This is a genomic window from Streptomyces griseiscabiei (assembly GCF_020010925.1).
Taxonomy (GTDB): Bacteria; Actinomycetota; Actinomycetes; order Streptomycetales; family Streptomycetaceae; genus Streptomyces; species Streptomyces griseiscabiei.
In genome coordinates this window covers 38,202-62,503 of the sequence record NZ_JAGJBZ010000001.1, presented here as the reverse complement: position 1 = coordinate 62,503, position 24,302 = coordinate 38,202, and the positions used below count along the sequence as shown (strand labels likewise).

The following is a 24,302-nucleotide window of genomic DNA, read 5'->3' as shown; positions in this document are numbered from 1 at the left end:
CAGGTGTGACGGCGGGGGACTGGGGTGTGGCGGCGGTCAGTGGCCCGGGTCGAACCGGGCCAACGTGGTGAGCACGTCGTCCAGCCAGCCGATCATCATGCGTTCGTACGCGATGCCGCCGCGCAGGACGACGTGCTGCAGCTCTCGTTCCGGATCGAGCGGGGTCCGCGCGGCGGCCGTGCTCGCCTCGGGGCCCGTGAAGTCCCGTTCCTCGCCCGCGAGATAGTGCTCCAGGCGGGACCGGTGGGCCTGCCGGTGCCGCTCCACCTCGCGGATCAGTGCGGCAGGGTCGTCGAAGGCGGCACCCCGGATCTTCACCGCCAGCTCGTGGCGGACGCTGTCCGGCTCGATCGGGTCGTGCAGCCACGAGGACAGCGCGGCCCGGCCGAGATCGGCGACGGAGTACTCCTTCTTGTCCGGCCGGCCTTGCTGCGGGACATCCCGGACGTCGACCCAGCCGTCGTTCTCCATGCGCTTGAGCACGCGGTAGATCTGCTGGTGGCTGGCGGTCCAGAAGTAGCCGATGGACCGCTCGAAACGCCGGGCCAGCTCATAGCCGGATCCCGGCTTCTCCAAGAGCGACACCAGGATCGCGTGTTCGAGCGCCATGGACACCGATCGTGCTATGCAACTCGTTGCATAGCAAGCCTCGCCGGGTTCGATGCGACGCGGCTCACCCTTGTCGACGGCACCAGACACCGATGAGGGCCGCCACCCCCGAACCCACGCCCACGCAGAGGAAGGGCTCACGAGGTGGGGGTGGGACGGCGAGGCCGGGGTAACCGCGTACGTACCAGGTCCTCGCCGGAGGGGCCTTGGTGTGGCCGATCGGGGAGGACGCCGTGGCAGGCATGTTGGACAGGATCAGGCAGTTCGGCAGGAGTCCGCAGGGGCGGCGAGCTGTGGAGCAGGTGCGCCGCGCCTCCGCGGACCCGCGGCGCCGGGCCCAGGCACGGCGGCTGCTGGGCCGTCTGCGGGGACGGAGTCGCTGAGCCGACCACTGACCACTGAGACGACTCGGGAGTACGACCCCGCGTCAGCGTCCGTGCCGCCCAGGGAAACAGGCGGCACGGACGCGTTGTCAGTGGCGGACGCAAGAATGAGTACCGCAAGATCAACACCGGGCCCGGTCGGGGCGCGTGGTGTCCGTTCCTCCTGCCGAAAGGCCGTGCCGATGCCCCACGCCCACGCCCCCTCCCTCGTACCGGTCCCGCGCGGCGGGTCCGCGGCCGACGTGCTGCGCCTCGTCTCGGACTCCCGCACCCCGGTGTTCGTCACCGCACACCCGGGCGGGCGGCTGCGCTACGGCTACTGGCGTGCGATCGACTCCGCCACCGGCCGGGGCGGCTGTTACGCCGCTCTGCCGACCGACGTCTGCGAGGAACTCCGTTCCACCGGACGCATCACGCTGGGCGAGCCCGTCACCGACCCGGCCAAGACCACCTACCGTGTCAGCGCCGCACGCCGACCGCAGACCGGTGCGGGACGTGCGCGCACCCGCGCCGCATAGGGACTGATCCCGGTCTCGCCCGCCGATGACGCGGGTACGGGCCACCCGTCCGGCGGGGCTGACCGGAGCTGCCCCTCCATATGCGGGGCACATAGCGGTGCTTCGGTGGTTCAGCCGACACCGTCGCGGCCCATGGGCTTCGGCCTCGGGACCTGACAGCATGAGCAAGCTCGATCCGATCCCCGTACTCGGGAGGCTTGATGCGCGCGGGTGTGGTGGTGGCCGCGCAGCCCGGGGTGGAGGAACTCGCCGTACAGGCCGAGGAGTTGGGCTTGCGCAGCTTCTGGGTCAACGACACCCCGATGGTCCACGGCGACCCCTTCGTGGCCCTGAGCCTGTGTGCGAAGGCCACCCGTCGCATCCGGCTCGGTATCGGCGTGACCTCACCGCTACTGCGCTCGGCCCCGGCCGCGGCGAGCGGATTCGCCGGCCTCAATGCCCTGGCACCGGGCCGGATCATCTGCGGGATCGGCACCGGGAACACCGCGCGGCGCACTCTGGGCATGCCGCCGACCACGGTGGCCGCGCTGGAGGCCTTCACCGCGGCACTGCAGGATCTGTGTGCCGGGCGCTCGACCGAGTACCGCGAAGGCGACCGGGTCCGCGACATCCGGTTCCTGCACGCCGGGGCGCATGTGAACACCACCGACCCGATCGAGTTCGTCGTGGCCGCGCTCGGGCCCAGAGCCGCCGCCGTCGCCGGCCGCCGGGGCGCCGGCCTCATCTCCTTCGGCCTGCTCGACCCCACCGCCTGGCACTCACTGCACGACGCCCGCCGCCGAGCCGCCCCCACCACGCTCCACGGCTCCGGCTCCTCCACGGACATGGACTCTTCCACGGACTCCTACGTGGTCACCGCGCTCCACCTGCTGCGCGACGACGAGGACGCCGACAGCGACGCGGCCCGGGACGCGACCGGCCACCTCGTCCTGTCGCTGCTGGACTTCGCCGCCGACACACCGGCGGTCGCGGCACAACTCGGCCCCGACGAACGCCATGCGGTGCGACAACTCCTGGACCGACGCGGCACCACCGCCACCGCGCCGGACCGGTACACCAAGCTCTACCCCAACTACCTCGAACGCATCGCACCGCAGGACCGGGACCTGGTCCTGCTCTCCCTGATGAACACCTTGGCTCTCGTCGGTACCCGGGAAGACCTCCGCACCCGCATCGCCGCCCTTGAGCAGGCAGGCGTCGACGAACTCCTCATCCAACCGGTGATCGACCCGCCGACCGAGATGGCTCGACTCGCCGAACTCCTCACCTGAACGCCCCCTTTGAACAGCGCGGGTCACAGCTGCTCAGTGAGTGCCGCGCGTCGGGGAAAGGCGGCTCTCCAGTGCCCGGGGCAGCGGGTAGGCGCGCTCTGCCGGGAACAGGCGCCGAGCCTTCGCGGCATGCCCACGCTGTACCAGGGAAGCAGCCTTGTGGACCTGCGGGGTGAGGTCGGTGAGGCCGACGATCCAGTCGTCGCTGAACGTGCGCGTCAGCTGGCGGCCGACACCGACCTGGATGCTGTAGTGGTTGAGCGCCGCTCCGCGCGGCGAGCGCTCCGGGTCCCACTGCACATGTACGGCTGCCTGCGCGACCACCGCCCGGTCCGTGGTCGTGAGCACGGCCCGGGACAGGGCCTCCTCCCAGCCCTCGCGCGTCATCCGCACCGCGAGCACGCGTTCCTGGCCCGGTTTGCGAGCCCAGTTGCTGCGGTGCATCAGCCACATGAACGACGGCTTGATCCACGTCATCCTGTGGAACGAGAACGGCGCGACGAAGCGGCCCGCCCGCAGTGCCGCGTCGGCGATGGCGGGCGCATACGCCTGGTAGACCACGATCGTGTGGGCGTCGTAGTCGGCACGAATCTGGAACAGGGGGGCCATGCGCCGCACCCTGTCATCCGTCCGACGAGCCTCGCGAGCCGTTTTCTCCATGGCCCACCATGGCCCACCAAGGCCCACCGACCGGCCCCCGCTGTACTCGGAGTGGCCATCGCCGGCTTGGACGGCATGGGATCTGTGCCACGTGGTGATGTGTTGCCGACGGGCGAGGCCATGAGCGACGGGAGCGGTCTGCTCCGGTCTGATGAGCCGCTGGGCCCTTCCCGGCTCTTTCCCGGCCCGTTCTGCGAGGACGGACGGACCGTGGCAGTCCGCCCGGACAAGCGGACCGACCCGTGAAGGTCGGCGGCGCTTGTCCGGGCGGCCGGGGCGAGGGGATGTCAGGCGGGGGAGACGATGCCGCTCTCCTCGACGACGATCTTCTTGGCGGTGCTGCCGCTGCGGCTGCCGAGCGCCTCGATCGCCTTGACGATGTCCTGGCCCTCGACGACCTCGCCGAAGACGACGTGCTTGCCGTCGAGCCACGGGGTCAGCACGGTGGTGACGAAGAACTGCGAGCCGTTGGAGTTCGGGCCCGCGTTGGCCATGCTCAGCAGGAACGGACGGTCGTGCTTGAGCTGGAAGTTCTCGTCGGCGAACTTCTCGCCGTAGATGCTCTTGCCGCCCGTGCCGTTGCCGTTGGTGAAGTCACCGCCCTGCAGCATGAACTCGGGGATGACGCGGTGGAAGGGGGAGCCCTTGTAGCCGAAGCCGTTCTGGCCGGTGGCCAGCTCGCGGAAGTTCCGTGCGGTCTTCGGCACGACATCGTCGAACAGCTGGAAGACGATGCGGCCGAGGGACTCGCCGTTCGCGGAAACCTGGAAGTAGACCTGCTCACTCATGACGACGATTCTCCACTGTGCGGGTGCAGGGTGAAGCACCACCCTCCACTTCCGCGTCGAAAGAGCGTATCTGCCCGCATATGCCCGCGTATGCCCGTATCGGGCTGACGCCGGTTTCCGTCGGCCGACTGGTGCGGGAGCACAGCCGACCGGCCACGACATTCGGTCCTGCGTGCCCGACCTCGACGTTGCCCAGGACCGGGATGTCGCGGTCACTGAGGACGTCGGGGACGATCTCGGCCGGGGCGGAGAGCCGCCCCGGAGATTGCCGGCCGTCGCCGACGGTCGGCGAGAACAGGCAGCCCTGGACGCACGGTAGGGCTCGGACACGAGCGATGCCACGTGGTTCCCGGTGTGGGATCTGCTGCCGGTTCCGGGCCGGTTGGACGGTGCGGGTGTCCGGTGGGCGGCCGCGACCGGCAGATGACCGGCACGCGCGCAGGCGTTGTGCGCATCGCCGCACCTCGCGCTTGTTCCCGGTCTGCGGCCCTCGGGCACGCTGACCTGTTTCTCCCGTGGCGCGCGGGAGGCGCCGCACCGAAAAAGCGATGCATAAACACTGCGCCTTGAATGGCCAGGGGACGTCACCCGACGCTTGGGGAGGCCGGGACGCAATGGCCCGCTGGTGTCCCGCTTCACCGGAGCGGGAGCCGTCAGCCTTGACCGCACGATGGGCAACAGGAGTCGTCATGATCGCAGCGCCCATGGCCCGGAGTGTCCGGCCTCCGGGCTCCGAGCCGACCGACGAGGAGATCCGAGCCGGACTCGCTCTCGGCGACGTGGACCGCCTGGCAGTGGCCCACCAGCGCTGGGGTCGGCTCGTGCACACCCTGGTGAGCCGGGCGATCGGGGACTCCCGCGAGGCGGAGGGCGCGACGCGGCGGGCCTGTCTCGCCCCTAGGGCCCTGCTGATGCATCTCCGCGGCGTCGCGGAGATCCATCAGCAGGGCCCTAGCCACGGTCACCAGAGGTACCGCCCCGACCGGGGGACGGTCCACGCCCGGCTGGTCGGCATCGCCCGACGCAAGATCGCCGACACTCCTTCCGCGCGTCGCCGCGCGACCGAGTTGACCGCCGCCGGTGCCGTGCTGCCGCCGCAGGTGGTGTCCGTGGACGGCACCGGGCACGGAGTGGGTCGCGTCGTCGTGGGCGAGCCCGCCCGGCCGTCAAGGGTGCACCGGGACGTCCTCAGCCTGGCGTTCTTCGGTGACCTGGAGCAGACCGAGATCGTCGGGAAGGCCTGCATGCCGCTCGGAACCGTCAAGATCCATGTCAGGCGCGGGCTCCAGCGGCTGCGCGGCGACCTCGCGCCGCCCCGGATTGCCTGCCCCGAAGCCGACGACGCGGTCGCCCGGCCCTCCTGCGGCACCCGGACGAACTCCGGCACCGCTCCGAGGAGAAGGCGCCCGACCGCGGCGGCGACGGCCCCGCGTCGCAACAGCGGGCGTCCCGTGCAGCCGATGACACGAGGCGGAACGAAGTGAACCGGCGAAGCGTCGCCGTCGTCGGGTCCGGAGTGGCGGGCCTGACCGCCGCTCATATCCTTTCGCGCAGTGACGACGTGGTCCTGTACGAGGCCGACTCCCGGCCCGGCGGCCACGCCCATACACATGAGCTTCCGAACGGGGCGGGCGGCACCGTGCGCGTGGACACCGGCTTCATCGTCCACAACGAGCGCACCTACCCGCACCTCCTGCGGCTCTTCCGCGAACTCGGCGTCGTCACCCAGGACGCCGAGATGAGCATGTCCGTGCGATGCGACGGATGCGGTCTGGAATACGCCGGTGCGCGCGGCCCGCGCGGGCTGCTCGGCGGAGGCAACGTCCTGCGTGGCCGGCACCTACGGATGCTCGCGGACGTGCCCCGCTTCCATCGAGCCGCCCGTCGGCTGCTCGCCTCCGGAGACGACACCCAGACCTTTGGGTCGTTCCTGAACGACCGGAACGGCTTCTCCCCCTACTTCGTCGGCCACTTCGCACTGCCGCTCGTCTCCGCCGTCTGGTCCTGCGCGCCGGACACCTCCCTGCGGTACCCGGCCGCCTACCTCTTCCGGTTCCTCGACCACCACGGGCTGCTCTCCACCACCGGATCGCCGCAGTGGAAGACCGTCGCCGGAGGTTCGTCGGCCTACGTGGAGAAGGCGGTCAAGGGCCTTGCCTCCGTCCGGATCGCCACGCCCGTTCGGGCGATCGAGCGTGGCCACGATCACGCACGCGTGACCACCGAGGACGGGAAGTCCGAGCGGTACGCCGCCGTGGTGGTGGCCGTCCATCCCGACCAGGCCCTGCGGATGCTCGTGGACGCCACGCCGGACGAGCGCCGCGTCCTGGGAGCGTTCATCTATTCCCGCAACCCCACCGTCCTGCACCGGGACACCGGGGTGCTTCCCCGATCACCGCACGCGCGCGCGTCATGGAACTACTGGCTCCCGTCCTGCACGGCACGCCCCGGTTCCGTGCGGGTGAGCTACGACATGAACCGGCTGCAGCGCCTTGCGCTGACCGAGCCGCACATCGTGACCCTCAATCCCGAGGACCGCGTCGACGAGAGCACCGTGCTCGCCCGCATGGTGTACGAGCACCCCGTCTACACACCCCGCTCCGTCGCGGCACAGCGGGACCTCCCCGGTCTCGCCACATCCGTCACCGCCTTCGCCGGCGCCTACCACGGCTGGGGCTTCCACGAGGACGGCTGCCGTTCGGGAGCCGATGCGGCCCGTGCTCTGGGGGTGACGTGGTGAGCTTCGAGGCCGCACCCGCCGATTCCGCGGCACCCGGACCCGAACCGGTACGGATGCGCGTCCAGGTGCCCGCGCTGTACACCTGCGAGGTCGCCCACACCCGGGTCCGGCCGGTGCGTCACTCCCTGCGCCGACGCACGTACCTCTGGCTCGTCGACCTCGACGACCTGCCCGAACAGTCCCGCCTCCTGCGTCCGCTCGCCCGTTTCGACGCCCGTGACCACTTCGGCGGGCGGGCCCGCACGATCCGTGGCGGTCTCGACGCGTACCTGGCGTCCCAAGGCGTAAGGAACGCCGACGGCCATGTCCTGATGCTCGCCCACGCCCGGGTCCTCGGCCACGTCTTCAACCCGCTCACGTTGTACTGGTGCCACGACCGGTCCGGCCGCCTCGTCTGCGTCGTCGCCGAGGTGCACAACACCTACGGCGGTCGGCACTGCTACCTTCTGCGGCCCGACGGGGACGGCCGCGTCGATGTCGCCAAGGACTTCTACGTCTCGCCGTTCTTCGACGTCGAAGGCTCCTACCGGATGCGGCTCCCTCTCCCCGGCGAGCATCTCGACCTCACTGTCCAACTGCGTCTGCCGGACGCGTCCCGGCCCCTCACCGCCACTGTCCGAGGCCGCCACCGTCCCGCCGACACGCGCGGTCTGCTCGCCGCCGCGGTCCGCTGCCCCTGGTCCACCGCGGCCGTCAGCGCCGCCATCCGCTGGCACGGCATCCGGCTGTACCTCAAGGGACTTCCTGTCCGACCCCGACCCGCTCCACCCACCAGGGAAGGCATGCTGTGACTCTCACCACCGCCTCGGACGCGCGAGCATCGAGCGCCCCCGGCCGACCCGTCGTCGTCGATCCGGCGCGATGGCCCGACGTGGCACGCCTCCCACCCGCCTCCGCCGTGCGTACGACCGTCGCCCGGTACGTCGTCGAACGCGCTCTCGCCCGGCTGCCGATCCGGATGCAGTACGGCGGCGACTGCGAGACGACGGGCGGGGACGGGACGACGGGCGGGGACGGGACGCCGACGCTGACCTTGCGCGATCCGGCCGCGTTCCACCGGCGGATCGGTGCCGACGGCCTGATCGGCTTCGGCGAGTCGTACATGGCAGGGGAATGGGACAGCGACGACCTCGTCGGCGTGCTCACCGTGCTCGCGGCCCATGTGGACGATCTCGTCCCCGCCTCGCTGCGCCGGTTCCGGGGCGTATGGGCGCACCGACGCCCCACCCGTGACCGCAACACGCTCGATGGCGCTCCTGACAACATCCACCGTCACTACGACCTGTCGAACGACCTGTTCGCACTCTTCCTCGACCCGAGTCTCACGTACTCCTCGGCCGTGTTCGACACCCTTCCCGCGACACCGGAGACGCTCACCTCCGCCCAACACCGCAAGATCGACCGGCTGCTCGATCTCGCGGGCGTCGGCCCGGGAACCCGACTGCTGGAGATCGGGACAGGCTGGGGCGAACTCGCCGTCCGTGCCGCGCTCCGGGGAGCCGACGTCCTGACCGTCACGCTCTCTCGGGAGCAGCGCGACCTGGCGCTCCGGCGCATCGCCGACGCCGGGGTGCAGGGGCGGGTGAGCGTCGAGGTGCGTGACTACCGGCAGGTCGAGGGCCGGTACGACGCCGTGGTCAGCGTCGAGATGATGGAGGCCGTCGGCGCCGAGTTCTGGCCCGACTACTTCGGCGCCCTCCGCGGACTCCTCGCACCCGGCGGCATCGTCGCCCTGCAGACCATCACGATGCCGCACCAGCGGATGCTCGCCACCGCACGGACCCACACCTGGATCAGCAAGTACGTCTTCCCCGGGGGCCTCATCCCGTCGCCGGACGCCATCGGACGGGAGGCTGCCGCGGCGGACCTGAGGATCACCGACGACACCGGTTTCGGCGACCACTACGCCGAGACGCTCCGCATCTGGCGCGAGCGGTTCGTCCAGCGGTCGGCGGAGGTCGAGGCTCTCGGCTTCGGCAGGGTCTTCCGCCGCATGTGGGAGCTGTACCTCGCCTACTCCGAGGCCGGATTCCGTTCGCACTACCTCGATGTACGCCAACTCCGGCTCGTCGCGACAGCCCCGGAACACGGGGCGTCCCGGTGAACGCGTCCGCGTTCGCGGTCAACCTGGCGGTGTCGGCGGGCGCGGCCCTGGCGGTCATGCTGGTCACGTTCGCTCTGGCGCTGGTGAAGGGCGTTCACCGGATCGTCGACGTCGCATGGGGCCTGGCGTTCAGCGCCGTCGCCGTGGTCACCTACGGGCTCTCCGCCGGTCACGGTGACGAGGTACGTCGCCTTGCCGTCACCCTCGCGACCTGTCTGTGGGGGCTGCGCCTCGCCCTCCACATCGCCCGCCGGGGACGGGGACACGGCGAGGATCCCCGCTACGCACGGATGCTCTCGCGTGTTCCCGGCAATCCCGCCCTCGTCGCGCTGCGCAAGGTCTACCTCCTCCAGGGCGCTCTCGTCTGGTTCGTCTCGCTCCCGGTGCAGGCGGCGCAGTACCTGACCGAGGGCGTGGACGCCGTTCTGGTCATCGGCCTGGTCCTGTGGGCAGCCGGACTGGCCTTCGAGGCCGTGGGCGACCACCAACTCGCCCGGTTCAAGGCAGACCCCGCGAACCAGGGCCGGGTCATGGACCGGGGACTCTGGGGCTGGACTCGGCACCCCAACTACTTCGGCGACTTCCTCGTCTGGTGGGGCCTCTACCTGGCCGCCTGCACGAGCTGGCCGACCGCTGTCCTCACCGTCGTGTCACCGCTGGTGATGAGCGGCCTGCTCATCTGGGGGAGCGGCAAACGGATGCTGGAGGCCCATATGGCGGAGCGCCCCGGTTACCCGGCCTACCGGTCACGGACGAGCGGCTTCCTCCCCCTGCCACCGCGTCGGGTGGCGAGCGGGACCGACTCGCGTGACGGGTGAGGAACGGTGGGCCCGAGCGCGCGGGGTCGGGCCCCTCACGTCGTGAACTCATCGGCCGACCCCGATGCGCGGTCCTCCTTCCGCACGGGGCCGCTCCGAGGGTCTGGAGCCGCCTCCTCCGATCAGCCTTGCCGCACTTCGCATGCGGCCCGTCTCCAGTGGCGTCGCGCGAGCCCTCGTGGATCGGGACGTACTCCTGGCGGAGCTCCGCAACCGTCACCGAGGCCGCAACGGGGGACGCCGGGACGCGGCACGGGACGCCGAGGCCGCCCTCGCGCTGCCGTGGGCGAGATCCCGGTCGTGCCGGTCGGCCACACGAGGGGCGGCCCGGCCGTGTTGCGTGTCGCCGGGGATCCGATGGTCCGGGGCGTGGCGGCCCTGCCCCCCTTGACGCTTGCCCGGGGAGGCGGCGGGCGCCCACGCCGTCGGCATTGCGATGCGCGGCGGAGGGCACGCGATGCCGGGGCGGAAGGGGGCACGGTCGGGTGGGGCGGGGCGATCACCGAGAGGGGCACGGTGGTCGGCTGTGGCGGTTCGCCCGCCGGTTCGAGGATGAGGGCGATGGCGGAGCCCTCGGTCACCCGGCCGGACAGGAGGGCCGTGCAGGAGGTGGCGTCCGTGGGCATCCGTTCTGCGGGGTGAAGGGGCCCATGGCCGTCGTACCCAGAGCTGGTGGACCCTTCCGCCCGACGGCGTCGGCTGGGAGAAGCGGCCGACGCCGCCCGGTCCGGTGACGGAGAGCGGACCTCGGTGCGGATGGCCCGTCAGCGGTGCCGAACGTGACCGTTCGCGCCTCGCGAGGCGGCCAGGACCGTGATGAAGGCGGACGCGGCCCCCTCTACCCGGGCACGCCGCACATGCCGCGCCCTCGGCCCGTACGCGCTGCCGGCCCGCGACGGGCCGTGCTTCCGACGGCGCCGGCTGTGCCTGGAACTCTTCGTCCACGTGCCGGTCGAGCTCACACCGCCGTGGGGCAGAACCTCGCTCGGCCTGCCCTTGACCACTACTGACCTTGCTGGGGTGATGTCGCGGGGGCTGACAAGCGGTGGTTGTCGCGGTAGGCCGGTTGTATGAGGTATCCGCAAGGGGGCGGGCTGACCGCGGAGCGGCGGGTCTTTCGTGAGCGCATCCGGATGCGGGCGGCCGAGTTATTCGCTCTGGGACGCGACAATGCCGCGGTCGCCAAGGAGTTACGTGTCAGCGTGCGGTCGGTACAACGATGGCGCCAGGCATGGGAGCACGGCGGGACGTCAGCGCTGGAGTCGGCGGGGCCGGCGTCCAGGCCCAAGCTGAGCGAGGCGTTGTTTGAGGTGCTCGAGCAGGAGCTGGCCAAGGGGCCGGTCGCACACGGCTGGCCGGACCAGACCTGGACGCTCTCGCGGATCAAGACGCTGATCGGACGCCGGTTCCACAAGAGCATGACGCTGTCGGCCATCGCGCAGATGCTGCACCGGCACGGCTTCAGCCACCAGGTGCCGGCCCGCCGCGCGACCGAGCGTGACGAGGAAGCCGTCACCGGCTGGGTGAAGGAGACCTGGCCGCAGGTGGAAACGCTATGGCGGCGCTCGGGGCCTGGCTCTGCTTCGAAGACGAGGCCGGGTTCTCGATGACGCCGCCCACTGCCCGCACCTGGGCCAGGCGCGGACACACACCCGTCATCCGGGTGCGGGGACGCTCCCAGCGCCGCTTCTCCATCGCCGCTCTGACCTGCTACAAGGAGGGCGAGCGCTCACGGCTGATCTACCGGCCCAAGCGGCACGCCGACCACAAGCGGGGCGGCAGACGCAGCTTCACCTGGACCGACTACCGCGACCTGCTGACCGCCGCCCACCAACAGCTCGGCGCGCCGATCGTGCTCGTCTGGGACAACTTGAACGTGCACAAGGACCGCCGGCTGCGGGAGTTCATCGACACCCACGACTGGATCACCTGCTACTTCCTGCCCGCCTATGCACCGGACCTCAACCCCGTCGAGGGCATCTGGTCACTGCTGCGACGCAGCAGCCAGGCCAACACCGCCTTCACCGACCCCGACCATCTGATGCGCACCCTTCGCCAGGGCCTCCGCCAGATCCAGTACCGCAGCAACCTCGTCGACGGATGTCTCACTGAAACCGGCCTCACCTTGACGACATCACGCCAGCAAGGTCAGTAACCCCTGACGGGGCGCGGGCGCCGGCCGGTCCACGAGGGCTGGGCACACAACTGCGGCCGTCTGATCGCCGCTTCCCACCTGACCGGGAGGCTGTACATCGACTGGCGCGAGGGCGCCCACCGCTTCCTGAGCCCGCCGGTCGACGCAGATGGAGACGTCGTGAAGAGTCAGCTCAACCGGCGACGGGTGGCGGGGACGAACGTCGGCACACGGCCGACCGGGTCCTCGCCCCGGTCCGGCAGGCACCACAGTACGACCCCGACGGCAGCCGTGTGCGCCGGTAGGTTCCGGGGCTCGCAGCGCTGGGACGGCCCGACGTCGATGAACCGTGGAGGTCCCCCCGACCGGCCGGGCTGCGGACGACTACCGTGCGGAGGTCCGAGCGAGGGCGTCGGCGGGGGCGGGCCGAACTCGGTGGGGAACCGTCACCCGACGGACCGGTCCGGCAGTGCTCCGTACGTCCGGCAGATCATGTGGAGGGCCTCGCGCAGACTGCTCGGCCGCAGGAATCCGGAGCCGAGGCTGTGTCCCGCCCACCCGGGCCCCGCGAGCACGACGAGTGGTGTCGCTCGGGCACCTCGCACCCCGAACGTCGTATCGGCCACGTGCCTGGCGAGCGCGTGCGAGGCGGTCGGGCGCGCCTGCGCCCACAGCACGACCACGCCCGGGCCGGTGCGGCGGACGGCTGAGTCCAGTGCTTCGGCAGGAACCGCGCCGCCGAACATGCGGGTCGGCAGTCCCCGTTCGGCCAGACCGGCGGCAAGGGCCTCCAGCGGCAGGGTGTGGAACTCTGTCGGCACACAGGCCAGCACCACCGGGGTCGGCGCGCCGGACGGGGCCGGCGCGCCGACGACGACGCGCCGCAGCGCGGTCGACACATGCCACGACAGCAGGTGCTCGACCTCGATGTAACGGTCGTCCGAGGAGGCCCACTTGCGACCCACGGCGTGCAGCGTGGGAGCCATCACCTCCTCCCACGCGGCTACGAGTCCGTACTCCGTGATGGCCTGCTCCAGCAGGGCCTGCATCGCCGGACCGTCGAGCCGCACGGCCGCGCGAGCCAGACCACGGCCCTCTTGCCGTACGTCGCCGAGAGGCAACCCGGTGCCGTGGCCCGGCCGACGTCCTGGGGGCGGTGGCTGAGGCGTCGGCGGTCGCGGTTCCGTCTGGTCCGTCGGCGGGGCGGACTGAGCCTCGGTGACCGCGGCCTCACCGCCACCGTGGGTGGTCCGGGCCGCGCGGGCCGCCTCGGCCGGAGGGACTCCGATCGAGGTGAGACGGCACATCTCTTCCAGCAAGGCGACGTCCCCGGGCGTCCAGCGCCGGTGCCGCCCGCCGTCCCGGGCCGCGGGACCGATGCCGTAGCGCTGCTCCCACGAACGCACGGTGGTGGGCGAGACCCCGAGGCGCCGCGCCACCGCACCCGTGGAGATGCCGTGGATCGCTTCCGCCATGAATCCACCTTACGGCGCATGTGCGATGCGCAGAGGCAGGCGGCACTGGGCGGATCAGCGGCGTGACGAGGTGGGGGTGAGCCGCCGTCCTGAAACACCGACACACCTTCGCAAGCCATGATCTTCATCTCCGCCCGAACACTCGGCCATGCCCCGGCGCAACGGGCCGAGCACTGTTCCCGCCACCCGACTGTCGACAACGCTCGTGGGCAATACGTGGTGTCGGCGCCCAGCCGACAGGCCGCCGAGGCGGGGGTGCAGGGCGGCACCGGTGGCCTGCTCAGTGGCGCGAGGCGGTCGACGGCGCCGTGCGGGCCGTGGTCCCCGACGGGCTGCGGCTGACTTTGCCCGTCGACCGGGCCTCTGGGGTGGCGGAGCCGGCGGCCGAGCAGCAGTGCTGCCCGTTCTTCGGCTTCCGGCTTCACCCCGACGGCCGACGGCGCGGGGCTCCTGACCGATCTGTTCGGCTCGGCCGCCTGACCGCGTCATCCCCTTCCCGCCCGTTTGCCCGGCTCCGGGGAGTTCCCGCCGTGCTCGTCGCCCGTTCCATCGCCCTGTCGCCGTCGCCGCGCTGTTCGAGACCTGGTCTGCCTCGCCGGTATGGCGGTCATCATGTACGCCCCGCGAGGCCACCGAGCCGGCTGCCCAAGGATCATGCGAGGGTCTGGACGGCGTACGACGCGCCTAGCGCGGTGGCGAGGGCGCCGAGCAGCAGTCGGAGCGCGGTCTCGGGCAGGTGCGGTTGGAGACGGGCGCCGAGGTAGCCTCCGATCAGCCCGCCCAGGCCGCAGGCCAGGCCCAGCCACCAATCGGGCGCAACGGGCCCGGGGCTCATGAGGGCCAGCACCGCGTACGCGGCGGCGCCGGCGACGGATGTGGTGAAGGTGGCGGCGAGGGTGGCCGGCGCGATGCGGGTCAGGGGCATGCCGCGGGCGGCGAGGACGGGTCCGAGGAGGGAACCGCCGCCGATGCCGTAGATCCCACCGATCACTCCGACAGCCAGGGCCAGGGCGGCGAGTCCGGACGCCGACGGTTCGGCCACTTCCGGCCGCCGCCGGGCGGGGCGCAGGGTGCGCAGGCACAGCCACGCGCCGAGCGGGAGCAAGAAGGCGGCGACCAGGACGCGGAAGACGTCGGGGCCGGGGAGGGCGAGGACGCGGATGGCGGCGCCCGCGATGACGCCGGGCAGTGTCCACGCGACGAGGCGCCGGGCCAGCCCGCCGCGCAGAGCGCCGTCGCGGCGGTAGCGCCAGAGTGCGCCTGGCCCGGCCACCACATTGAACAGGAGGTTCGTAGGCGTGACCGCGGGACTCGGAACGCCGAGGACGCTGAGCTGGACCGGCAGGAGGAAGACAGCCCCGGACACACCGACCGGCGCGGTCACCGTCGAGATCAGCAGGCCGGCCGCGAACGCGGCCCAGATCGTCCACTCCACCACTGTCCCCGCCCTGTCGCGATCACCGGGTCAGTATCGGCACACCGGGCCGAGCAGGCGCGGACTCGCAACGAGATGTTCACGCGCGGCAGGTGCAGCCCGGTTCGCAGCCGCACGCGTCCGGCACGGCCGCACCGGACGCGCCGGGATCCGTAGCGTGGGCGGTGGGAGCACAACAGCCCTTGCCCTGCCAGGCGTCACGGCCTTCCTTCGCCGCGACGGCCGCGATGACGAGGGCCGCGATCGGGTCGGCCCAGGACCAGCCGAGGGTGGCGTTGAGCACCAGTCCGACGAGTAGCGCGGCGGACAGGTAGGTGCACAGCAGCGTCTGCTTGGAGTCGGCGACCGCGCTGGCGGAGCCGAGTTCACGGCCGACCCTGCGCTGGGCGGCGGACAGGAACGGCATGATCGCCAGGGACAGTGCGGCGATGACGATGCCGGGGATCGATCGGTCGGCCTCGCCGGTGCCGGCCAGCGCGCGGACGGCATCGACCGCGACGTACGCGGTGAGCGCGAAGAAGGAAAGCGCGATGATCCGCAGGGTGGTCTTCTCGCGGGCTTCACGCACAGTGTGCTCGCGGGCGGAGAACTGCCAGGCGACCGCGGCGGCGGAGGACACCTCGATGACCGAGTCGAGTCCGAAGCCGATCAGGGCGGTGGAGGAGGCGATCGTCCCGGCGGTGAGGGCGACGATCGCCTCGATGACGTTGTAGGTGATGGTCGCGGCGACCAGCAGCCGTATTCGGCGGGTGAGCGCATCTCGCCGGGACTGGCTGGGGCCGAGGGACAGGGAAGTCTCCGCGGTCATGGTCAGCAGCACCCCTTCGCGTCGGCGTCCGGGCAGGTGCGGTCGGTTTCGACGGCGACCACGGCGGTGCGCAGGTCGTCGAGCGCGCGGCCGAGGCGTTCGTCGGCGAGCTCGTAGCGGGTGCGGCGACCGTCTGGGACGGTGACGACGAGGCCGCAGTCACGCAGGCACGCGAGGTGGTTCGACAGCCGGGTGCGGGAGATCCCAAGGGCGTCGGCGAGGTCGGCCGGATAGGCGGGCGCATCGCGCAGGGCGAGGAGGATGCGGCAGCGGATCGGGTCGGCGAGGGCGCGGCCGAACCGGGCCAGCACCTCGATGTCGGAGGCAACAGTCAGCACACCATGACAGTACACGCGATCCTGAATTCAGGAAATCGTGAATTATTCAGGGACTCCGCCCCTGGTCAGCGGATTTGGGGCAGAACCTGGTCGGGGTGTGCCGTGTCCGCGTACTTCACGGCGCCTTTGGGGCGGATGCCGAAAGCAGTGGACCACCACCGACCGGGACGGCAGGTCGTGGGGCGGGTGGCGCCACTGACCGCCCGTCCGGTTCTGGCAGAAGATCGCGGTCACGACCTCCCGGAGATCGCAGATCCCAGGTCTCCGGTCGCCGACCGGCTCACCCGGTTCTGCTTCCAAGTCGGGACCAGCGGTTCGGTCAACACCACTACTACGACCGAGCGTTCATGAACTGTCGGGGGAAGGGACGTAACGCCCTGTCAGGCGCTGTTGCGGGTGCGGAAGGCGCTGGGGCTCACGCCCCGGCGGCGCTTGAAGGCGGCGCTGAAGCCGAAGGCATCGGCGTAGCCCACAGACTTGGCGATCAGAGCGATGGAGGAGTCCGTGTCGGACAGGAGTGCCTCGGCCTCGTCCATACGGCATTCGGTGAGGTAGGTCAGCGGCGGGCGCCCCATCACCTCGGTGAAGCGTCGGGCGAACAGCGCTCGGGAGACACCGGATTCGGTGGCGAGCGCCTCTACCGTCCATCTCCTGGAGGGCCGTGCGTGGAAGGCTTCGAGGGCGGGGGAGAGGACCGGGTCGGCCAGGCCGCGGTACCAGTCGGGGGCTTCCGAGCCCGCCCGCTCGAACCAGGTACGCAACGTGCACACGAGGGCCCAGTCCAGCAGCCGGTCCATCAGAGCCTGGGAGCCGGCCGAGCGCAGGGCGGCGTCGGCGGCGGCCGCCTCCAGCCAGGCGCAGACCTCTGTGCCCTCGTTGACCACGAGGACGGGTGGCAGCGCGCGGAGCAGTCGTTCATGGCGATGGCCCGAGGCGCGGTAGGCGCCCACGATCAGCGCGGTCGCTCCGTCCGGTTCGTCGCCCCAGCCGATGCCGCCGAGGTCTTGGGCAGCGCATTCGGCGTCCGCTGCGAAGCACGCGATTTCGTACTCGATGTGTGGGCGGTCGAGGGTGGCCGGCTGGTCCACGAGGTGAAATGTGTCGGCGCTGCGCACGATGGCCGTGTCGCCGACGCCGACCGCTTGTTCGGTGCCGTCGGGCAGCAGCAGGATGCCACCGCCCCGCAACACGCTGACCATCGTGAGCGGGGCGCCGTCGGCGAAGCGGATGGTCCAGGGCGCTTCCAGCACGGCGTGGCTGACGACCGAGCCCTCGGCCCGGATGCCACCGAGTAACGCACTCAAAGGATCCACGGACGCCATCGTAGACGAACTCCTATGCAGCAGAGCTTTTCTCCCATGGATCATCCAATTGATCACGGGTGTACTGGACTGGCCGAACCGACCGAGACCAGCCAGGAGAAACCGTGTCGCACCGCAGCAGTGCCGCCAGGACCGCCCTTGTGGTCATCGCACACCATCGGGCCGATTCCCTCACCGCGCACACCGCCCGCCGTACCGCCGAGCGCCTCGAGACCGCCGGATACCGCGTCGACCTGCTCGACCTGCACGCCGAAGGGTTCGACCCGCGGATGAGCGTGGCGGACCAGCCGGACTGGGGCAACCGGGAGAAGCCGTACTCGGACGAAGTCCAGGCCCATATGCGGCGTGTTCTCGACGCCGATGTCGTCGTCGCCGTGTTCCCCGTGTACTGGCAGAGCGTGCCTGCCCTCCTCAAGGGCTGGATCGATCGCGTGTGGAACTACGGATTCGCCTACGGCCGCAGCAAGCCCCGCCTGGCGGGCAAGCGCATGCTGTGGCTGGGCCTGGCCGGAGTCACCTCCGACGACCCCAGCACAGAGGGAATGCGGGCCGTGCTGGAGACCAACCTGAACGAGGGCATCGCCTACTACTGCGGCTTCTCCCACGCCTCCGTCGCCCTGCTCCCCGACGCCGAGGAGCGCCCGCAGCGCGTCGACGCCGAGGGCAATCTGCTGGTCGGGGACGCGGTTGCGGGCGCCGAGCGCGAGGCGCAGTACGCCGAGTTCGACCGCCGCACGCGCAAGGCCGTGGAAGCGTTCCTCGCGGCGGAACCGGTGGCTGCCTGAGGACGGGCGCAGGCTCCCGCGCTGCCGGGCGCTGCTCGGACCCCAACTGACCGGCACAACGGCCCGCATCGAGGAGGCGGCGATGCGGGCCGAACGGGGCTGTGCCGGAAACGGACTTGGCTCCTCTTCCGCTCCAGCCACTACGACGCCGGGGAATCACGCGCGACGGCCACCACCTTCCGCGTGGCCGAGCAGACCGTCCACCACGATCCGGAACACCCTTTGGCGATCATCCTCCTTGTCCGGGACCGCGCGTGACGTCGGAAGCCGGTCCCCGAAGCCTGCGGCTGCCTGGAAGAACCGATCCCCGCCCGTGTGCGGCCGCCTGCCGCCGCGACCGCGACGGCAGGCGAGAGACCTGATGAACTGTCCCGGGCCAGCCGACGTGGATCCACGAAGTCTCCGGGTGCTCAGGTGATCGGGTGACTGGGGTGGGGCCAGGTCCGCCCGAAGTGCCGTCTGTGCGGCTCTTCTTGCTCATGCTGCCGTAACGCCCGGGTGCGGCACCGAAAGCGCCGGTGTAATCCCTGGGTAAGAAGGCTTCCGGGCCTGCTACTCTTCGGCGTCCTATCGCACACCTGTGCGCACACGCCGCACGACTCGTCGATCCACTCGACGCGTCAGTTCCATGGGGGATTTTGACATGAGCCAGTCAGCGCCATCGCCGTCCGAGGGCAACCCGTTCGCCCAGCAGCCCGCCGACGGCAACCCCTACGCCCAGCAGCCCGGTGGCGCCCTGCCGCCGCCGGCCCCGTTCGCACCCCCGGCCGCGCCGGCTCGTCACAACCTCGCTCTGGGCCTGGTCGTCGCCGTGGTCACGGCCCTGGTCACCGCCGGCATCTACGGCGGGATCGTGGGCGCGACCGAGTACGAGATCGGCTACGCGGCCGTCGGCGTCGGCTTCCTCATCGGCTTCGCGGCGGGCAAGGTCGGTGGCGCCAACCCGGTCCTGCCCGTGATCAGTGCCCTGTTGTCGCTGGGCGCGGTCTACCTCGGCCAGCTCATCGGCATCGCGGTGTTCGTTGCCGGCGAACTCGGGGTGTCGGCGGCCTCGCTGTTCACCGAGCAACTCGACGTGCTGACCCAGGCTTGGAGCGAGACGGCCGACGCGATGACCTTCCTCTTCCTCGCCATCGGCGCGTACGCCGCGTTCACCGGCGCGAGGAAGGCCGCCCGGTAGCGGCACAGACGCGGAGCGAACACACGACCCGCGCATGAACACGAGCGCGCGCAGCGCGCGAAGGGGCCCGTCGGCGAACGGTGACGCCGCCGGCCGATCCGGTCCCTGCCGCCCCGTCCCCGCTGGTCATCCAACGAGGACGAAGCGACAAGAGCACGGCGACCTTCCGCGGGACGCCTCGCGCGGCCCGTGGACACCGGCCCCGCACTCGTCACCGTGCAGCCGAAGCTTCGGGGAGCCGCAACTCCAGGTAGACGGCGGAGTGTGCCGCAAGCCGCCCCGCGGGGGCAGGGACTTGGGCGATGACGTGCTCAGCGTTGATGCCACTCAGGTCGACCGGGCTGGATCGGTGGTTGACGATCACGACCTTGTCGCCGAAGCGGGCCGCCTCGACGCCTCTGATCGGCGGGAGCACGGCAGTGGGTGAGACGCCTGCCAGGGCTTCCACCGGCGTCCGGCGCAACAGCACGACCGGGTGCATCTCGCGATTGCCGTACCGGGGAGGGACGATCGGCATCGATTCCCGGCTGTACGCGTAGCCGTACTGGAATCCGAAGGAGTAGACCCTGCCGGAACCGACCGTCGTCTCGGCGATCGCCGTCCTTCCGGTCTGAAGGTAGGACGCGACGGGAACACCGGTCTCGAACGCCACCGTCGACCATCCGTGCGGGATGATCTCCTCGTCCGCCCAGGCGAGGCAGTCGAAGTCGACGTCGGACTCGTGGAGGGCGAAGGCTCTGCGGGCGAGGTCGCACGAGGGGCCGTGCCAGAGATGCCCTCCGGCGGTCACCCATGCTCGGACGGTGCTCTCGAGTTCGCCGTTCTCGCCGTTCTCGCCGAGGTCGTAGAGAGAGTTCGTGGGCACCACCAGGTGCTGGTAGTGCTCCAGAACACCGGCGATCACCTGGTCGGGATGGACGACATCGACATGCCATCCCAGATCGGTGAACTGCTGGTACCAGCCCAGGAGGTCCATCCGGTGGCGGCCGCCCTCGTCGACCTGCACCGGTTCGTACAGGCTCATCTCCGCGGGGAAGAGCAGGGCGACCTGACGTGCTCGCGGTTCGGTGATCAGAGGCAGGACCTCGGCCGCCCAGGTGGTTCCCACGCGGAGGGACTCCTTGAACATGGGATCCGCCCGGAAGAGCACGCCTCCGTCGTCCAGACCGCTGTATCCGTAGACGTGCAGGCCCCGTGCCCCGGCAGCCACATGGGTCGCGAGGGCTTCGGCTGGTGGGACCACCCGGTAGATGTCCGCGTTGATGTGGCGTCCCAGGTAGAGCCCGCCGGTGAACGGGGTGAAGCCGTTCGCCGCGCGGGCGATCGAGGCCTCGACGCTGACGACTGTGGCGTCGGCCCGGTTCTCGGCGTTGAGCGGGGCGGCCATGAAGAGCACGCCGTCCACATGCTCAGCGCATCGGTAGACGTCCAGAGCGCGTCGACCGGTCTGCCAGTCCGGCTGCCCGGGCGGATTGAAGAAGTAGCCCCACTGGTGCAGTACCGGTTCCGTGAACAGGGGGGTGTCCAACCCGTCCCAGTGCTGCCGCATCGTGGCGAAGTACTCGACGACGACCTCCGCGAGATGGGTCTGGTTGTCGACCCAGCGATGGAAGTCCGGTGTGCGGCGCACGAAGTCGTCGGCGCCGGGAACCGCGCACCCCACCCAGCTCAGTTCGGCCGGGCGCAGCCAGTACTCGTCAGGGGTCAGTTCGTGGAACGAGGTGGCATCGGTGGCGTAGCGCTCGTTGAGGCGGGTGATGTCGCCGGTGTAGCGGGCTTCCAGCCAGGTGAGGTACTTGGCCCGCCCCTCCGCGTCGAAACTCGGCTTCGCGATGGGATCGAACATGGTCTGCATCACGATGCGTCCGTCGTCGGTCCGGTGCATTCCGGCGCCGTACAGCTTCAGCAGTCCGCGTACGTGCTCGACCATGGTCCGCTGGGCGGTCGGCGACCAGTACTTGTACGTGCCCATCGGTGTGCCGTCGGCCCTGACGGCTTCTTCGCCGCGCACCGGCGGAACGCTGCGTATCGAGGGATAGAGGTTGTCGCCGCACAGGTAGAGCGCCAGGCAGGTGTGGTCAAGGCCGAGTCGTGCGGCCTCGGCCATCATGAACTCCTGCATCGCCACATACTGGCTCGCGTCGGCGCCGCCGTATCGCGCGAAGAAGTCCTCCCACGGCTTCGAGTCCAGGTTGATGGAGTTGAAGCCGAGAGCGGCGATGTCGGCGACACCGCGGCGCGTGGCTTCGAGATCGCTGTAGAAGGGCTCGAAGAAGTTGCCGAACCACATGCTGATGAGCGGGCGCGCAGGGCTGTTCACAGTTCCTCATCTGACGGAAGACACGGGCGGGCGGAAAGCCGTAGTAAACGGTTACTGTTGCTGTGGGCAGCGTAAGGGAGGGCGCACTCGCTGTACAAGGTCGCGGGGCGGCGTACCGGCGTACCCGCTTAGAAGAGCTAACAGAAAGCTTTGACGCGGCGGTAGGTGATGATGCAGCAGGCCAGCTTGAGGAGGGCTTCGTGGATGTCGTCGCGTCGTTCCCAGCGGATGCGTAGTCGGCGGAAGCCGTGGATCCAGGCGTTCGTGCGCTCTACCACCCAGCGGACGGTGCCGAGTCCGGAGCCGTGCGGTGTGCCGCGGCGGGCGATGACTGGCTTGATGCCGCGTTTCCGCAGCAGGCGGCGGTACTTGTCGTAGTCGTAGCCGCGGTCGGCGAACAGTTCCCGGGGCCGATGGCGGGGCCTGCCCTTGCGGCCCTGGATGTGAGGTATCGCGTCGAGCAGGGGCAGCAGCTGGGTGACGTCGTGCCGGTTGCCGCCGGTGAGGGTGATGGCCAGCGGGGTGCCGTTCGCGTCGGTGATCACGTGGTGTTTCGAGCCCGGTCTGGCGCGGTCGACCGGGCTCGGCCCGGTTTTGGGCCGCCCCGACGTGCTTGGTGGTGCGAGCCGTCGATCACCGCCCGGGACCAGTCCAGGTTCCCGGCCTGGTGCAGTTCGGTCAGCAGCACCTGGTGCAGCCGGCCCCACACTCCGGCCTTGTTCCAGTCCCGCAGCCGACGCCAGCACGTCATCCCGGAGCCGTACCCGAGTTCCTGCGGCAGCCACTCCCACTGGATACCCGTATGCAGCACGAACAAGATCCCTTGCAGGCACAGGCGGTCATCCAGCGGCAGCCGGCCCGGATTCCGTGCCCGCCGGGACCGCACCGGCAGCAGTGGTTCGACCCGCACCCACAAGTCGTCCGCCACCAGCCACGGCGGGCCCTTCGACTTCCCCATGGCCCGTTTAACGAGACAACGCAGAACGGGACATGGCCCCATCAACGCTTTCTGTTAGCTCCTCTTACTGGCGTACGGCCGGGGGCTGACCAACTCGCGGCACCAGCCCTACCCCACCCGGACGGGGCGCGCCGACGGACCCGGGTCCCGGCCCGCGCCCCCACTCCTTGTCCGGGTCGGAACCCTTTGCGACGCGGACCTTGAGCCCGTCCCGGGTGGTCAGCGTCGGCGTTCGACCGGTACCGGCTCTGTGTCCGGCCGGAGGGTGGGGTGCGCGTCCTTGAAGTGGTCGTACGCCACCTGCGCCGCGGCGAGGACCTTGTCGTAGATCTGGTCCATGTGCGGGCCGGCGCAGACGGTCGAGGACCAGTGGTGGTGGTAGAAGAGGTTGCTCCCGCTGGGGCGTTCGCCGATCACTTCGGCGAAGAGCCAGCCGGCGAGGCGCGCGGCGCTGTTCCAAGTGACCTCGCCGACCGTCCAGTTGGGCGCGAGTGTTGCGTTCGCCATTTCGATGCTGATCGAGCCCTGGTTGCCGGCCGTGTTGCCGACGGCCCAGGCGTACTCGTTCACCTTGACGTACTGGGCGACGGCGCCGGCGGCGTCCACGTCGAAGTGGGCCGAAGCCGGACGTACCTTCCAGACGTCGAGCACACCCTGGTGCGAAAGCCTGCCGGCGTTGTGGTGCAGTGTGACCGACGTCTTCTTGTACGACGTGTGGGTGACGTGGCCCGTGGCGCTGAGTTCGTCGATGAAGTCCGCGACGGGACGGTCGTAGGGGATGGTGGCGGCTGCACGGGGGTCGAGCTCCGTGTCGTCCTCGGCGAAGCCGACGAAGTCGCTCTCCGGAAGGTCGTCGAGGTTGTAGGTGCCGGGTCCGTCGCCCGTGTCGGTCCTTTCGATGGCGGCTTTCACGTCCTCGCCGTCGACGTTTCTCTCTGGCATGACGCCGTCCTTTCAGTTGCGCGACTTCGCGTAACAGATGGTTCGGGGCCGGACGAGGATTCGGGGGTCGGACGAGGAGGCGTTGCGGCAGGATGGCCACGAGCCGGCCCAGGTTCGGCCCATCAGATGTCGGTGAGCTCCGTATCCGTGAACTGGCACACGGGGCCGGACGGCGGTCGAGCGGGACGGCGTCGTCGGCGACCGCCTCGGTGACCGTCGACGGTTGCCGACTCTCCGTGTTGTCGAGAGAGTGAGGGGTGTCGAACTGGACGGTGACCGTTTCACCGGCGGGTACGTCGACGCCGTACGAACCGTCGTCGTCGGTGTGGGCGCGGTCGATGAGCGTGAGGTCGGGGCGGTGGACGCTGACCTCGATCATGGGGATCGGCTCGTCCCCGCTGACGCTTCGCACGTGCCCGTGCAGGCGAGTCTCCTCTCGGCCACGGCCGGAGTCGACGAACACAAGTCCGATTGCGATGCGGACTTCTGAGAGGCTGTTCAGGGCGTCTGATTCCAGGTTCGCCCCGTGACCAAACCCTGTCAATTTAGGTCAGCCGCGCGTCCGTGTCGCGCTGCGCCTTCGTCCTGCGAACCAGCCCGCTTCAGCGGGTCCGATGACGCCTGCCCTGCTCGTCCGGCGCCTGCCCTGGTCATCTCGGTGAGGGGCGGCCCCTGCTGTGACGTGAGCCATGGACCCAGGCGCGGTCGTTCGCC

At 70.4% G+C, this 24,302-nt stretch carries 23 protein-coding genes and 1 pseudogene; 12 read left to right on the top strand and 12 right to left on the bottom strand.

What is annotated here, in order from left to right:
• Positions 1-36: 36 nt before the first annotated feature.
• Positions 37-609, bottom strand: coding sequence for a PadR family transcriptional regulator (locus tag J8M51_RS00270; RefSeq protein WP_086755312.1), 573 nt, complete (start codon positions 607-609; stop codon positions 37-39).
• Positions 610-1,174: 565 nt separating this feature from the next.
• On the opposite strand from J8M51_RS00270, the gene J8M51_RS00265 reads away from it, so the two are divergent.
• Together J8M51_RS00265 and J8M51_RS00260 are read left to right on the top strand one after the other, a co-directional pair.
• Positions 1,175-1,510 carry a hypothetical protein gene (locus J8M51_RS00265; RefSeq protein WP_086755313.1) on the top strand — a complete coding sequence of 112 codons (336 nt, stop codon included), beginning with the start codon at positions 1,175-1,177 and terminating at the stop codon, positions 1,508-1,510.
• A gap of 200 nt (positions 1,511-1,710) precedes the next feature.
• Positions 1,711-2,781: an LLM class flavin-dependent oxidoreductase gene (locus tag J8M51_RS00260; RefSeq protein WP_086755314.1), complete on the top strand. Its 1,071-nt coding sequence runs from the start codon at positions 1,711-1,713 to the stop codon at positions 2,779-2,781.
• Between the two features lie 33 nt (positions 2,782-2,814).
• Here the strand turns inward: J8M51_RS00260 and J8M51_RS00255 are convergent, their stop codons facing one another.
• Entirely contained in the window at positions 2,815-3,390 is a 576-nt protein-coding gene (locus tag J8M51_RS00255) for a DUF4291 domain-containing protein (RefSeq protein ID WP_086755315.1), read from the bottom strand.
• Between the two features lie 338 nt (positions 3,391-3,728).
• Positions 3,729-4,229, bottom strand: coding sequence for a peptidylprolyl isomerase (locus J8M51_RS00250; RefSeq protein ID WP_086755316.1), 501 nt, complete (start codon positions 4,227-4,229; stop codon positions 3,729-3,731).
• 689 nt (positions 4,230-4,918) lie between these two features.
• On the opposite strand from J8M51_RS00250, the gene J8M51_RS00245 reads away from it, so the two are divergent.
• From J8M51_RS00245 to J8M51_RS46070, 7 genes and pseudogenes are all read left to right on the top strand, one after another.
• Entirely contained in the window at positions 4,919-5,713 is a 795-nt protein-coding gene (locus tag J8M51_RS00245) for a hypothetical protein (RefSeq protein WP_086755317.1), read from the top strand.
• Positions 5,710-6,969, top strand: a complete 1,260-nt coding sequence (locus J8M51_RS00240) for an NAD(P)/FAD-dependent oxidoreductase (protein WP_086755318.1) — start codon at positions 5,710-5,712, stop codon at positions 6,967-6,969. The genes J8M51_RS00245 and J8M51_RS00240 overlap by 4 nt, the downstream gene beginning before the upstream one ends.
• A gap of 53 nt (positions 6,970-7,022) precedes the next feature.
• Positions 7,023-7,760, top strand: a complete 738-nt coding sequence (locus tag J8M51_RS00235) for a DUF1365 domain-containing protein (protein WP_267299277.1) — start codon at positions 7,023-7,025, stop codon at positions 7,758-7,760.
• Positions 7,757-9,073: an SAM-dependent methyltransferase gene (locus tag J8M51_RS00230; RefSeq protein ID WP_267298880.1), complete on the top strand. Its 1,317-nt coding sequence runs from the start codon at positions 7,757-7,759 to the stop codon at positions 9,071-9,073. The genes J8M51_RS00235 and J8M51_RS00230 overlap by 4 nt, the downstream gene beginning before the upstream one ends.
• 56 nt (positions 9,074-9,129) lie before the next feature.
• The gene (locus J8M51_RS00225; RefSeq protein ID WP_267299276.1) at positions 9,130-9,891 is read left to right on the top strand and encodes a DUF1295 domain-containing protein; all 762 of its coding nucleotides are present in this window, start codon (positions 9,130-9,132) and stop codon (positions 9,889-9,891) included.
• A 1,070-nt stretch (positions 9,892-10,961) separates the two neighbouring features.
• A protein-coding gene (locus J8M51_RS46425; RefSeq protein WP_434976782.1) for an IS630 family transposase occupies positions 10,962-12,046 on the top strand; the annotation gives its coding sequence in 2 pieces (ribosomal slippage) (positions 10,962-11,487 and positions 11,487-12,046; 1,086 coding nt in all).
• A gap of 3 nt (positions 12,047-12,049) precedes the next feature.
• Positions 12,050-12,232, top strand: a pseudogene (locus J8M51_RS46070) (FAD-binding domain-containing protein); the annotation flags it as partial.
• Positions 12,233-12,471: 239 nt separating this feature from the next.
• Here the strand turns inward: J8M51_RS46070 and J8M51_RS00205 are convergent.
• The 6 genes from J8M51_RS00205 to J8M51_RS00180 form a co-directional block, all read right to left on the bottom strand.
• On the bottom strand, positions 12,472-13,500 hold the full coding sequence (locus J8M51_RS00205) for a MerR family transcriptional regulator (RefSeq protein WP_086756487.1): 1,029 nt from the start codon (positions 13,498-13,500) through the stop codon (positions 12,472-12,474).
• A gap of 652 nt (positions 13,501-14,152) precedes the next feature.
• On the bottom strand, positions 14,153-14,935 hold the full coding sequence (locus tag J8M51_RS00200) for a sulfite exporter TauE/SafE family protein (RefSeq protein WP_086756485.1): 783 nt from the start codon (positions 14,933-14,935) through the stop codon (positions 14,153-14,155).
• 79 nt (positions 14,936-15,014) lie between these two features.
• Complete coding sequence (locus J8M51_RS00195) at positions 15,015-15,743, bottom strand: cation transporter (RefSeq protein ID WP_086756491.1); 729 nt, start codon at positions 15,741-15,743, stop codon at positions 15,015-15,017.
• A gap of 2 nt (positions 15,744-15,745) precedes the next feature.
• On the bottom strand, positions 15,746-16,081 hold the full coding sequence (locus J8M51_RS00190) for an ArsR/SmtB family transcription factor (RefSeq protein ID WP_086756484.1): 336 nt from the start codon (positions 16,079-16,081) through the stop codon (positions 15,746-15,748).
• 42 nt (positions 16,082-16,123) lie between these two features.
• Positions 16,124-16,381: a transposase gene (locus tag J8M51_RS00185; protein WP_086756482.1), complete on the bottom strand. Its 258-nt coding sequence runs from the start codon at positions 16,379-16,381 to the stop codon at positions 16,124-16,126.
• An 80-nt stretch (positions 16,382-16,461) separates the two neighbouring features.
• Positions 16,462-17,394, bottom strand: coding sequence for a cupin domain-containing protein (locus tag J8M51_RS00180; protein WP_434976799.1), 933 nt, complete (start codon positions 17,392-17,394; stop codon positions 16,462-16,464).
• A gap of 113 nt (positions 17,395-17,507) precedes the next feature.
• On the opposite strand from J8M51_RS00180, the gene J8M51_RS00175 reads away from it, so the two are divergent.
• Both J8M51_RS00175 and J8M51_RS00170 read left to right on the top strand, forming a co-directional pair.
• On the top strand, positions 17,508-18,188 hold the full coding sequence (locus J8M51_RS00175) for an NAD(P)H oxidoreductase (RefSeq protein ID WP_086756478.1): 681 nt from the start codon (positions 17,508-17,510) through the stop codon (positions 18,186-18,188).
• A gap of 643 nt (positions 18,189-18,831) precedes the next feature.
• Positions 18,832-19,368 carry a hypothetical protein gene (locus J8M51_RS00170; RefSeq protein WP_086756476.1) on the top strand — a complete coding sequence of 179 codons (537 nt, stop codon included), beginning with the start codon at positions 18,832-18,834 and terminating at the stop codon, positions 19,366-19,368.
• 211 nt (positions 19,369-19,579) lie between these two features.
• On the opposite strand, the gene J8M51_RS00165 is transcribed toward J8M51_RS00170, so the two are convergent.
• The 3 genes from J8M51_RS00165 to J8M51_RS00155 all read right to left on the bottom strand — a co-directional run bounded on the left by J8M51_RS00165 (position 19,580) and on the right by J8M51_RS00155 (position 23,588).
• Positions 19,580-21,688, bottom strand: a complete 2,109-nt coding sequence (locus J8M51_RS00165) for a hypothetical protein (RefSeq protein WP_143673213.1) — start codon at positions 21,686-21,688, stop codon at positions 19,580-19,582.
• 137 nt (positions 21,689-21,825) lie between these two features.
• Positions 21,826-22,646, bottom strand: a protein-coding gene (locus J8M51_RS00160; protein WP_256964884.1) for an IS5 family transposase whose coding sequence is annotated in 2 segments (ribosomal slippage) — positions 21,826-22,286 and positions 22,286-22,646 — 822 coding nt in all. Because the reading frame shifts where the segments join, the coding sequence is not laid out codon by codon here.
• 219 nt (positions 22,647-22,865) lie between these two features.
• Positions 22,866-23,588, bottom strand: a complete 723-nt coding sequence (locus J8M51_RS00155) for a peptidoglycan recognition protein family protein (RefSeq protein ID WP_086756472.1) — start codon at positions 23,586-23,588, stop codon at positions 22,866-22,868.
• A 223-nt stretch (positions 23,589-23,811) separates the two neighbouring features.
• On the opposite strand from J8M51_RS00155, the gene J8M51_RS00150 reads away from it, so the two are divergent.
• Positions 23,812-24,078 carry a hypothetical protein gene (locus J8M51_RS00150; RefSeq protein ID WP_179203137.1) on the top strand — a complete coding sequence of 89 codons (267 nt, stop codon included), beginning with the start codon at positions 23,812-23,814 and terminating at the stop codon, positions 24,076-24,078.
• Positions 24,079-24,302 lie beyond the last annotated feature (224 nt).

What these genes read in the sequence shown, in the direction of transcription:
- J8M51_RS00270 (WP_086755312.1), bottom strand. Translation starts at nt 609, where the DNA reads ATGGCGCTCGAACACGCGATCCTGGTGTCGCTCTTGGAGAAGCCGGGA.
- J8M51_RS00265 (WP_086755313.1), top strand. Translation starts at nt 1,175, where the DNA reads ATGCCCCACGCCCACGCCCCCTCCCTCGTACCGGTCCCGCGCGGCGGG.
- J8M51_RS00260 (WP_086755314.1), top strand. Translation starts at nt 1,711, where the DNA reads ATGCGCGCGGGTGTGGTGGTGGCCGCGCAGCCCGGGGTGGAGGAACTC.
- J8M51_RS00255 (WP_086755315.1), bottom strand. Translation starts at nt 3,390, where the DNA reads ATGGCCCCCCTGTTCCAGATTCGTGCCGACTACGACGCCCACACGATC.
- J8M51_RS00250 (WP_086755316.1), bottom strand. Translation starts at nt 4,229, where the DNA reads ATGAGTGAGCAGGTCTACTTCCAGGTTTCCGCGAACGGCGAGTCCCTC.
- J8M51_RS00245 (WP_086755317.1), top strand. Translation starts at nt 4,919, where the DNA reads ATGATCGCAGCGCCCATGGCCCGGAGTGTCCGGCCTCCGGGCTCCGAG.
- J8M51_RS00235 (WP_267299277.1), top strand. Translation starts at nt 7,023, where the DNA reads ATGCGCGTCCAGGTGCCCGCGCTGTACACCTGCGAGGTCGCCCACACC.
- J8M51_RS00225 (WP_267299276.1), top strand. Translation starts at nt 9,130, where the DNA reads ATGCTGGTCACGTTCGCTCTGGCGCTGGTGAAGGGCGTTCACCGGATC.
- J8M51_RS00205 (WP_086756487.1), bottom strand. Translation starts at nt 13,500, where the DNA reads ATGGCGGAAGCGATCCACGGCATCTCCACGGGTGCGGTGGCGCGGCGC.
- J8M51_RS00195 (WP_086756491.1), bottom strand. Translation starts at nt 15,743, where the DNA reads ATGACCGCGGAGACTTCCCTGTCCCTCGGCCCCAGCCAGTCCCGGCGA.
- J8M51_RS00170 (WP_086756476.1), top strand. Translation starts at nt 18,832, where the DNA reads ATGAGCCAGTCAGCGCCATCGCCGTCCGAGGGCAACCCGTTCGCCCAG.
- J8M51_RS00155 (WP_086756472.1), bottom strand. Translation starts at nt 23,588, where the DNA reads ATGCCAGAGAGAAACGTCGACGGCGAGGACGTGAAAGCCGCCATCGAA.